This is a genomic window from Microcoleus sp. PH2017_35_SFW_U_B (assembly GCF_020737865.1).
Classification (GTDB): domain Bacteria; phylum Cyanobacteriota; class Cyanobacteriia; order Cyanobacteriales; family Microcoleaceae; genus Microcoleus.
The window spans coordinates 137,518-147,795 of the sequence record NZ_JAEQDE010000039.1; the positions used below are offsets into that span (position 1 = coordinate 137,518).

Sequence of the window (10,278 nt, forward strand, 5' to 3'; positions counted from 1 at the left end):
AAAATTAAATGGCCTTAGATTTGTAAAAAAAAGTAGAACAGAAGCAAAAGTTAGCGGGTAATGCAGGAGCAAAAATATTGTGAATATTCAAGAACTGTTTCAAAAAGGCGGCCCCGCCATGTGGCCCCTGTTGGTGTTATCGATTCTATCTGTAAGTACAATTATCGAGCGCTTGTGGTTCTGGGCAAGCCTCTTGAGCAAAGAGAAGCAGATAGTTAACCGGATTCTCGACGCGGCGCGGAGCGATTGGGGGGCGGCTAACGAGATTGCCAGACAAGCCAACCGACAGCCGATCGGGCGATTTCTTTCTGCACCCCTGCGCCTGTACAATCCCGAACCAGATTTATTTCGACTCGCCCTCGAAGCAGCCGCCGATGAAGAGTTGGCTTCGATGCGCCGCGGGGACAAAATCTTAGAAGCGACGATCGCTCTCGCCCCTTTGCTGGGCTTGCTGGGAACAGTTTTGGGCTTGATTAACTCCCTCAGTTCCATCCGTCTGGGCGACATCGGTACGGCGGCAACCACTGGCGTGACTTTGGGGATTAGCGAGGCGCTGATCACGACTGCGAGTGGGATGGTAGTAGCAATTTTTACCTTGGCGTTTTATCGGATATTTCAAGCTTTTTTGTTCAACCAAGCCAAAATATTTCGCAAAGCTGGAAATGAAATGGAATTGCTCTACAGACAATATTGGCCGACTGCTAATGCTAAAGGTCGATCGCCCGGTACAGATCACAACAATTCTTCCTTTGGTTCCGATGGTTTGAACAGGCGTTCTCTCAATTCTCAAGAATCATCGGGAGAACGTCTCAGGGAGCCGAAATTGAAAGGTTCCGATCCGGCTGAAGATTCACCTTCTAATAATTAGAACAAAGAACAACTGATGAAGATTCACTTAGATACTCCTGCTGAAGAGGCTCGGATTGAACTGGTGCCTTTAATTGACGTGATCTTTTGCATTCTGACGTTTTTTTTGGTGGCGGCTTTGCAACTGACTCGCCAGCAAGCGATTAATGTCGATTTGCCGAAGGCGAAGACTGGACAAACGCAGATGCGAGAGATGCTGATTGTCAGCATTGACGATTTCGGGCAAACTTATATCGACCAATTGCCTGTTAATTACCAGCAGCTCGATCGAGTTTTAAAGAGTTTCCACAGCACAAATCCTGCCGGCTTGACGGTGTTGTACGCTCCTCAAAATGCTAAATACGCCAAAGTTGTGGAGGTTTTAGACAAATTGCGAGAGGTAGGGGGCGATCGAGTAGCTCTAGCAACTCTTCCTAGTTCGGCTCCCTCTGCCCAGCCGAATAATCCGTCGCTTCCCAATTCGGGGATTCCTGCGGCACCTTCGGGCAATTACCCTCAACCCCTGCCGTCTCCCGTAGCTCCTGGGCAACAACAGCTCAATCCGAATCGGTTTCAATCTCCTCTTCCGGCTCCGGGGCAGCAGCAGTTCAATCCCAATCAGTTTCAATCTCCTCTTCCAGCACCGGGACAGCAGCCGAGCAACTCTGGGGGAAATCTGGGAATTCCTCCCGTTTCGCCCGCACCCATTGCCCCCAATTCCAGGCCCGGAGCTGCTACTCCACCGCCGAATGTCCCTCCCTCAAATTAGTAAGAACGCTTCCAAGTTTGGAAGCAGTGTGCGGGATTTAACAGATGTAGCCGATTTAACGAATACAAGGAAGAAGGTAAGGGAGAAGAGAGAAATATAGATTCTCCCAGTCTCCCCATCTCCCCTCACCCGATCTCCTGACAGGTGTAGGTTTTCCCCTGGCAAAACCCAGCAAATCTAGACAGTGCAAAAGTTTTGGGCTTTTGCCTCTTAAAATCTCAAACTCTTATGGGATAAGGCTTTTACCAAAAAACCTACACCCGTCAGCACCCGCTCTCCCCCTCAGCCAGAGAGAATTTCCGCGCGAGTTGGTATAAATCGCTGCAATTATTTTGGTTCATACTGAGCCTTTTTTCTCTTGACAAGTAGATAGAGTGGTATAAGTCTGCGGAAGGAACTTTTGCGGACATCTTGCCATCTCTATGGTTAAGTTATTTCTTAGGAAAGATGGTAATTTTGTCAAATTATTGTTACCTTTTGTAATATACTAAAGCGAGATAGGCTTGCGGGACATCCTGAAACCAAGAGCCGATCGCTGAAGCAACTTACAGAAACAACTTACAAATCTGGTTAATCCAGGTTTCACTGTCAAGTCACTTTTACTTACTACAGGAGTCAAAGTCATGAGCCAACCAGCAGAATTGTCTTTGGAGCAGCAATTTAGCCTGTGTTCCTTCAAAACACAGGTAAGTGACATGAGCCGCGAGCAAGCTCAGGAGTTTTTGGTCAAGCTTTACGAGCAAATGATGTTGCGCGAAACCATGTACCGCCATTTTCTCAAACACCATTGGGGTCTAGAACCCAATCCAGGCGTTGAGTAGCCTAGAGTCGCAGTCGGCGACCTCCGTCTCTTACTCTCTTCCCTCAGGCGGAAAGGAGTTGGGGGTGATGGGGCGTCACTCAAAGGTATAAAGCAGAATATCCTCAGAGCTCGACACTGATATACGGATGAATTTATCAGGTTAGAGGCATTTGGTAGAAACAATTTTTAGCAACCTATCGAGAACTCATCCTCGGGTCTAGACAAACTCGCACTTTATTGTCTTTTGATTCTACTAAAAGTTGGGATCAAGTCTCCGTAATAGTCCGATCGACGATCGCAGCACAGAGCAACAAGAATTTATCGCTCCGCCTCTCAAAAATTATAAATTTTTCGACAATATATATATTTTTTATACAATAAATTAAAGTCATAAATTCGCAGATTGGGTAGAATAAATTAATAATATCTAATTTCCAGAAATGCAAATTGTTTGATATAGTTTTTCTCAAAAATATCAGGTATGTCTGGCAATTGGTAATGGGAAAAAAGGTAATGGGTAATTGGTAAGCGATATGTATTACAAGCTTTCTGAGGTTTCTCTCCGGTAAAGATGGTCTTCGTGCGTGCGTTCTCCCAGGCGATCGCAGCAGAATTTGATATACCTCATCGGCTCTCCTGGACTTTTGGTGAAAAAGTGGGGGGTAGAGGGATAGCTTCATCAAAAGATTGAATTGAAAGACTTATAGGGCAATGGATTGAGAATTGATCGGGCTGGCTTATAACCTCAAAATCAGGAGAGCCACCTCATCTTTATGAGAACCGCTATATCGCGAGCTTCACACTTCACCGAAGAACGAGCGAGAAGCCCCTGGCTTTAGACATGGGGAGGAACGTGGCTGCGACTTGAGTCGCCTACATCTTTTTCAACAATCAATCTTTTTACTGTAGTTTAGACTAAAAAATGATTGCAGCCAAAAGTAGCCGCCTTTGAATATCCGGCAAGCTGTTACTCAAAAACTCAAGAGGGAGAAGATTAAATAACTAATCTTGAAGACTTTTTACGTCGAGAAACCCGTTTTTTCACAGTGGGATAGCACGGTGCCTTGGTCCGTACCCTTCCTTTTTCCCAACCAGGGGATTTTCCCCTCTGTTTAGGCATTTTTGCGGGAGTACCAATGTCAACTAAAAGCGACAACATTGATTGAGCAACACGTCCAGGGGTTAAATTAATCGTAGCAGATTGCCAAGGTAATACATTCTCAACCACTAAATCCCTAGCTAGCCAGAGTTGCCAACTCATCAACGGCATTAAATCACTCCAACGCTCGGATTGTTCGGGAGTTCTCAGGTTAGGCAATGTCCAGTGTAGTCGTTGCTTGGCAAACCTATACCAATGATCTACTCCAAAACGTCGTAAATATTTGAACCAGACTGTTTCTAGAGGGAGAGTTCGTTCTCCCACCCAAGCCAACCATAAGGGTGGAAATGGCTGACCATTTGACATGAGCTTCATTCTTGCGACGAGGATTAAATTGACTCTCTGTCCAGGCGCACGATAAAAATGTAAGTCTAGCCATTGAGTGACTCGGACTTGTCCCAAATCTGGATGTTCGTCAATTTCAATCACAGTATCCGCTTGGAGCCATGTGGTTGGGTCGTTGAGTCTCATTTTCTGCCCGTGCTTGCGTGGTCTGCCGCGACCACTATATGCTGGTGGTTCTGACCACTCTTCAGGCATTCTTTCGGACTCTCATTAAACAATCAGCTTGAATATCTGCTTGCGCCAGTACCCAATTTGCATTGCCATATTCTCGATCTAAAACTGCTAAGACTGGATTGATGCTCTGTTCACAAACAAGTTTGAGTTGGGAAGCTGCTTTTTCTATTGGTGAAGACCAACTACTAATTCGTTCATGTAGTAGGGGTAATGCCCAACTTCCTTCTGCTTCGGGTATCCACGCAATTGTACTGTACCCCTGTCCAATAATTACGCCTTTGTGATATTCATGGGTTCTGTCTTGTAATGTTTTGGCATCTGGTCTGCCCCATGCAGTATGATCGATTGCCACTAAAACGTGTTCCGTTGAGGGTGCTTCCTTCTGTAATTGCTCCAGATACAGCAGCATCAGTTTTTTCCGGTCTGGTCTACAGTCTTGCAATGCCTCGTAGACGCTTGGCCATTGACGATGGAATAATGGATTGAGCGAAAATTCCGCCAAACAGGCTGCATTCGGGCGTGGTCATCACTGCATCCATCAGCTCGAATGTTGCATCCTTGCCTCGTACTAATAACTCGTATGCTTCTTGACGAAAGTCCTTTAATCGTTCACTGTTCATTTAAGGAGTGGATAGGTTTTTATTTTTCACCCTCATTCTCTCCTTAACGGTGGCTCTAGTTCTTCTTGGGCCACCGTTCTCATCTTTAGTTAGTCTAAACTACAGTTTTTATAGTCGCCTAAAAAATGGTTTTTCTTGGCAGAATCGAAGCTTAAATAAGATGATCATGCTAATCTAATAGTTAGGAGGATATAAAAATGTTTGGATGCCAACAAAATCTAATTAGTCCCAACAATGACTTAAAAGCAATCCTAGAATTCCTTTGTAGTGAATCATCAAAACTGACTAATTGCGGAATCTATTATGCTCGTCAAATGTACTTTAAAACAGGTAAAATACCGGGGAGAGCAGATTTACATAAAGTCCTAGGTACGGAAAACCGCAATTTGCACTATAAAGCCTTTTATTCGGATACCGCGCAACAGATTTTAACTACTGTTGCCGAGTCTTTCAAGTCATATATTGGACTATTAAAAGGCATTAAAGAAGGGACAGTAACTCAAAGACCAAGGCTGCCTAATTATCGACAAGGTGGTCTAGCTTTAGTGACGTATACATGGCGCTCCGTGAAGCTAAAAGATGGGAAGAATGAGATTCCCGCTAGGTACAAAAGTTAAAGCTTGGTTTGGACTAGATGCTTTTTATCTGCCAATGCCTACAAACTTAAACCACAAGGCAATTCGAGAATATCGAATCCTACCTAGAAACGGCTGCTTTTACTTGGAATTAATCTACAAAACGGAGGATGTCCAAGCAGATGTAGATCCATCTAAAGTTTTGATGATAGACCACGGAATGAACAACTGGCTAACCTGTGTTAGCAATGTTGGAACTAGCTTTATCGTTGATGGGTTGCATCTGAAATCAATCAATCAAGGGTATAACAAGCGTGTTGCATTTTTGATGTCAGGAAAAGCCAATGGCTATTGGTCAAAACGACTTGAGCAATTAACAGAAAATCGCAATCGAACAATGCGGGATGCTGTCAACAAAGCAGCTCGCAAAGTAATTAATCATTGTTTGGCCAACAATCTTGGTACTGTGATATTTGGGTGGAATACTGGCATGAAGAATGCTATTAATCTTGGGTCTAAAACAAATCAGAATTTTGTGCAAATTCCGACTGGCAGACTCAAGAATAGAATTGCTCAACTGTGCGAAAAATATGGGATTAAATTTGTAGAAACGGAAGAGTCGTATACTTCCAAGGCTTCATTTGTAGACCTTGACGTGCTACCTAAATTCTGCGAAAAACTTTCGTGGGTGGCAACCAAGCGGTAAGCGAGTTAAGCATGGATTGTATCGTACTCTTGAAGGTTTTTTGATTAATGCAGATTGCAATGGTGCAGCGAATATCGGTCGAAAAGTAGCGGCAACTTTGGGGATAAGTCTCAAGGAAGTCAGTAGAGGTGCTTTGTTAACGCCTTTGAAAGTCCCTTTGTGGTCTTAATCAAGAATCCCCCCGATTCATCGGTGGGGAGTATCAATAAAGCTTTTAATCTCCTGTAAAGTTAGATTTGCACTGCTAGCCCTCTCAAGTTGCAGCGGATGGCTTTGAGCAAGAATTGAGCAAGTCGGACATCAAAAGGCGATCTCCGACAAGCAAAACCTTTAATTTTCTACTCAAGTTCTAGAGCACGCAACTTGTAACTGTGACGTACCCCACACTGATGCTATGCATACAGTGCGGGCTTCCCGTTTCATCCGCCGTTGCCTCTACTATCCGAAGATAGTGTTGGTCTTAGTCTTACACCGCGATCGCGAGGTTTTAGTCAATGCTTGAATCAATCAACACATTGCTACTGACTCTTTCACTATCCCGTGATAGTGACCGGGCAGACTCCCTGCACCCCAAGGAGTTTAAGTTTTACTCGCACAACACACCGTGGATTTATGGCAATTGCCAACCAGCTAGGCGTATTTCTTCCCCGATCTCTGGTCTTGCTGTGGCAAGCGTTTGACCGCTACTCTAGCCTGTCTTTTCGAGCAGTCGGGCGGGTCAACGACGATTAACAATATAGCATGAAAACAAGTCTATGAGAGCATTTCAAGGTTTTGAACAATCCAGGAGGTTAACTGGCTGTTTCCTCCATCTCCCTTCTCTGTTGGGCAACGCCCAATTCGTTCAGGGAGCGTCGTCAACAGCCCTGCTCTCATCCCGACGCTCATCTTTCAGATAGAGCGCGGGGCTTCCCGCGAGGTAGCTAAAAAGAGTTATTCCGACTGACGTTCCAGAGTTGCCTCCATCGTACTCGTCAAGTAATGACCAGACATGATGCCACTAGATTGGTAGTAGCGATTTTCATCAACGCGGTGGAGGGTATCAAAACCCGTCCGCCGCTGGCGTTCATCTCCGAGTACCCAGTAACGTTGGACGATCGACTGGGGAGCAATCCAACCTTCGCCCTCGACTCGGCCGAGTTCGCTGTGTTGGAGTACAAAAGTATACTGCCGCTCATCGTTGTTGAGGTGTCCTCGGTACTGCAAAATAATCTCTTCGCGATCGCCTCCTGGAAACACGAGCTTCGTCACCATACTGAACCAATCTGTTCGGTTCCAGCTCACTAAAGTTTTGCCTTTTACCGTAATTGGCACGCCATTGCGCTCAATCCAACTTCCTTCGAGCGTCCATTGGCCAGATTCCATTAAAAACGTGTGAGCCACAGTGCTGTTCCTATGCTTTTCCTGCTGGCTACAATGCTGGTGCAACAACGCACAGCCGTTGTCCCTCAGACTCTATGCTATCATGCCCAACTGTGCCAACAAGAGTTAATTTCTCCTAACAGAACCGGCGCGCAAGCACCAGTAACTTGAGGCAGATTGCCGGGAATACCCCGAACCCGCCAGGCGGCTAAAACCGCGAAAGCGATCGCCTCTTTAAAATCTACACTCAAGCCTGCCTCAGAAGTAGTCAACACTTGCACTGGATGCAATTGTGCTTGCAATCGGCGTTTTAAGTAGAGATTGTGGCTGCCGCCCCCGCACAATAAAACTCGATCGGGCATCTGCGGCAAAAAAGTTTGGTAACTGTGAACGATCGAAGCAACAGTCAGTTCCGTCAAAGTAGCCAGCACATCAGCAGGACTGAGGTTGTAACCTTGAGCCTCGACCAAACAACGGTTAAAATAGTCTACACCAAATAACTCTCGCCCTGTAGATTTGGGCGGTGCTTGGATGAAAAAATCTTGCTGTAGCCAATTCTCTACTAAAGCTTGACAGGGAGTGCCACTTGCCGCCCAAGCTCCACCTTCGTCACAAGTTTTTGTTCCGTCACAGAAGTGCTGCACTGCCAAGTCTAACAGCGAATTTGCCGGCCCGGTATCCCAACCCAAGATACCCTCGCCCAGAGGAGAAACCGCAGACTTGTCAGCCAATTCTTTATCTCTCCTGGCAGGAAGATAAGTAAAATTGCCAATTCCGCCGAGATTTTGGATGCAGAGGTTGCGGTTGGGTTCGGCAAGCAGGCAGGCATCAACTATTGGGACTAAGGGTGCTCCTTGACCTCCTGCTGCAATGTCTGCCGATCGAAAATTGCTCACAGTTGTAATGCCTGTCAATTGCGCGATGAGCGCGCCCCGCCCGAGTTGCAAGCTGTAACCCATGTCTGAGCCGGGGCTAGGTGCAGCAGAAAAACTACTGTTTTCCATATTCCCTGGGGGTCGGTGGTAGACAGTTTGACCGTGAGAGCCGATTAATTCCGCTTTATCATATTCTGTTTGAATTGTCAAGGCGGCATTGGCAAATTCTTGGGCGATCGCATCATCTAATTGAGCGAACTCAGCCATAGATAACGCGGAACCACTGCAAACTGAGAGAATTTGCGATCGCAAAGTAGCAGGATAAGGGAAAGTCTTGCCGGCAACCAACTGCACTTTTAAGTCTGCTTGGGAACCGACCACATCCACTAAAGCAGCATCAATGCCATCCACCGACGTGCCACTCATCAAACCGATAACGCGAACCATTCGATTTTAAATTTTAGATTTGAGATTTTTTGATTCGGAGATTGGGAGATTTTTAGGTATGCGAAGGCACGAGGATATTATTTGAGGTCGATCGTCACGATCACCACAGTAATATTGTCCCGTCCCCCTTTATCCTTGGCGGCTTCAATCAAAGCAGTTGCAGCGCCCTCGCAAGCGCGAATCGACTTCAGAGGCGAAGCAATCAAAGGATCGGAAAGTTCCTCAGTCAAGCCGTCGCTGCACAGCAGCAAGCGATCCCCGGGCTTTACGTCCACCGGCAGAATATCTATCTCGTGCAAATCGTCGCGGCCCAAACACTGGGACAAAACGTGACGCCAAGGATGACTGCGAGCCTGATCCGGAGTCAGGGCCTTTCTTTTGACAGCCTGAGCCACCCAAGTCTGGTCTTCAGTAATCTGATCCAAATGAGATCCGTGCAGCCGATACAAGCGAGAGTCCCCGATATTAGCGCACCAAGGTCTGCCCTCATCCCTAAAGATCAGAACCACAGCCGTAGTCCCCATATCAGCACGCTCGGGATGTTCGAGCTGATCGGTCAAAATTGCTTGATTGGCAATTAACAAAGCCTTGGACAACAACAGGGGAGAATCTTCAGGCCCTTCCCAATGTTCGAGCAAATAAGATTGAATCGCCCCAGTCGCAATCCGACTGGCTTCTTGACCTCCCGCGTGTCCTCCCATGCCGTCGGCCACTATGAAAAATCGCCCGTCAGGGTCTATGTGGTACGAATCCTGATTTACGGAACGAACCAGCCCTGTATCTGTCTTACCTGCGAAAGAGCGTTTCATAGATTGGTGCTTGGACTCATCGAACTTCAAAGCTTGATTTAATGGGTGCAATTTTTGATTACAAAACTTAAAATTCCGAACGGTACTGAAATTTCTGCCGATCGCTAGTCTTGGAAAAATTGCACTTCATTAGCCTTACATTGTAGATCGTCTGATGCTAATTCCGTCTGAAAATTTTCGTAAATCAAGCTGCATTCAGCAACACCTGGGCAAAAAAAGGGATTTCTAGCTTCAAAATAAGACATTTGGCTGGGGAGAAATCTATGCAGCAACCGGGGTTTTAGTGTCCCTAGCAAGTAATAGCTGTCAAGTTGAGAAACTTGTTGTCAGCCTGCGAAAACTTAACAGTGAACTACCCCGCCCTACTTCCTACGCGCCCTGAGCGCTTCGGTCGTTGAGGGCGGAGCTTCCAACTTCGACGGGTAGTGCCTTAGAAACGGATGACTTACGCCTTCGGGACTTTGGACTTACCTTCCCGACCTTGGCAGTAGCGCTAGTTCCTAACGCTAAAATACGGAGTCCTTCATCTCGAATATTGACCGCTGCGTTGACATCCCGGTCATGCTTTGTTTCACAGCTTTGACACTGCCATGACCGCACATTCAACGGCAAATTACCAACTCGATTGAGACAGACTGAGCAAGTCTTTGAGGATGGGAAAAAACGGTCTACTTCGACGTAGCACTTCCCCTGCTTCGTAAAACTTACCCAAACTTAACTAAAGCCATCTTTAGCTACAATGAAAGAGTTCACTTCCTGCGCTATTGAGTGGTCGGCCATCCCAAGGTA

The 10,278-nt window shown here is 46.3% G+C and carries 10 protein-coding genes and 1 pseudogene; 5 read left to right on the top strand and 6 right to left on the bottom strand.

Features of this window, described 5'->3' with window-relative positions; all coding sequences use genetic code 11:
* The first annotated feature begins 79 nt into the window (after positions 1–79).
* The 3 genes from JGK36_RS11220 (at position 80) to JGK36_RS11230 (ending at position 2,436) form a co-directional block, all read left to right on the top strand.
* Complete coding sequence (locus tag JGK36_RS11220) at positions 80–868, top strand: MotA/TolQ/ExbB proton channel family protein (RefSeq protein WP_293177080.1); 789 nt, start codon at positions 80–82, stop codon at positions 866–868.
* Positions 869–883: 15 nt separating this feature from the next.
* On the top strand, positions 884–1,615 hold the full coding sequence (locus tag JGK36_RS11225; protein ID WP_293177078.1) for a biopolymer transporter ExbD: 732 nt from the start codon (positions 884–886) through the stop codon (positions 1,613–1,615).
* Positions 1,616–2,238: 623 nt separating this feature from the next.
* On the top strand, positions 2,239–2,436 hold the full coding sequence (locus JGK36_RS11230; protein ID WP_006635253.1) for an NblA/ycf18 family protein: 198 nt from the start codon (positions 2,239–2,241) through the stop codon (positions 2,434–2,436).
* A gap of 975 nt (positions 2,437–3,411) precedes the next feature.
* Here the strand turns inward: JGK36_RS11230 and JGK36_RS11235 are convergent.
* Both JGK36_RS11235 and JGK36_RS11240 read right to left on the bottom strand, forming a co-directional pair.
* The gene (locus JGK36_RS11235; protein ID WP_293177074.1) at positions 3,412–4,116 is read right to left on the bottom strand and encodes a hypothetical protein; all 705 of its coding nucleotides are present in this window, start codon (positions 4,114–4,116) and stop codon (positions 3,412–3,414) included.
* Complete coding sequence (locus JGK36_RS11240; RefSeq protein WP_293177072.1) at positions 4,109–4,504, bottom strand: hypothetical protein; 396 nt, start codon at positions 4,502–4,504, stop codon at positions 4,109–4,111. Before JGK36_RS11240 ends, JGK36_RS11235 begins: the two co-directional genes overlap by 8 nt.
* A gap of 408 nt (positions 4,505–4,912) precedes the next feature.
* On the opposite strand from JGK36_RS11240, the gene JGK36_RS11245 reads away from it, so the two are divergent.
* Complete coding sequence (locus JGK36_RS11245) at positions 4,913–5,332, top strand: hypothetical protein (protein WP_293177070.1); 420 nt, start codon at positions 4,913–4,915, stop codon at positions 5,330–5,332.
* A complete protein-coding gene (locus tag JGK36_RS11250) occupies positions 5,304–5,996 on the top strand; it encodes a transposase (RefSeq protein ID WP_293177068.1) in 693 nt (230 codons plus the stop codon). The genes JGK36_RS11245 and JGK36_RS11250 overlap by 29 nt, the downstream gene beginning before the upstream one ends.
* A 933-nt stretch (positions 5,997–6,929) precedes the next feature.
* Here the strand turns inward: JGK36_RS11250 and JGK36_RS11255 are convergent.
* The 4 genes and pseudogenes from JGK36_RS11255 to JGK36_RS11270 all read right to left on the bottom strand — a co-directional run.
* Positions 6,930–7,379 carry a hypothetical protein gene (locus tag JGK36_RS11255; RefSeq protein ID WP_293177066.1) on the bottom strand — a complete coding sequence of 150 codons (450 nt, stop codon included), beginning with the start codon at positions 7,377–7,379 and terminating at the stop codon, positions 6,930–6,932.
* An 80-nt stretch (positions 7,380–7,459) separates the two neighbouring features.
* Entirely contained in the window at positions 7,460–8,680 is a 1,221-nt protein-coding gene (locus JGK36_RS11260) for an anhydro-N-acetylmuramic acid kinase (RefSeq protein ID WP_293190568.1), read from the bottom strand.
* Between the two features lie 77 nt (positions 8,681–8,757).
* Positions 8,758–9,489 (bottom strand): PP2C family serine/threonine-protein phosphatase, encoded by a 732-nt coding sequence (locus JGK36_RS11265; protein WP_293177062.1) that lies wholly within the window; start codon positions 9,487–9,489, stop codon positions 8,758–8,760.
* A 369-nt stretch (positions 9,490–9,858) separates the two neighbouring features.
* Positions 9,859–10,182: pseudogene (locus JGK36_RS11270) on the bottom strand (zinc ribbon domain-containing protein); the annotation flags it as partial.
* Positions 10,183–10,278 lie beyond the last annotated feature (96 nt).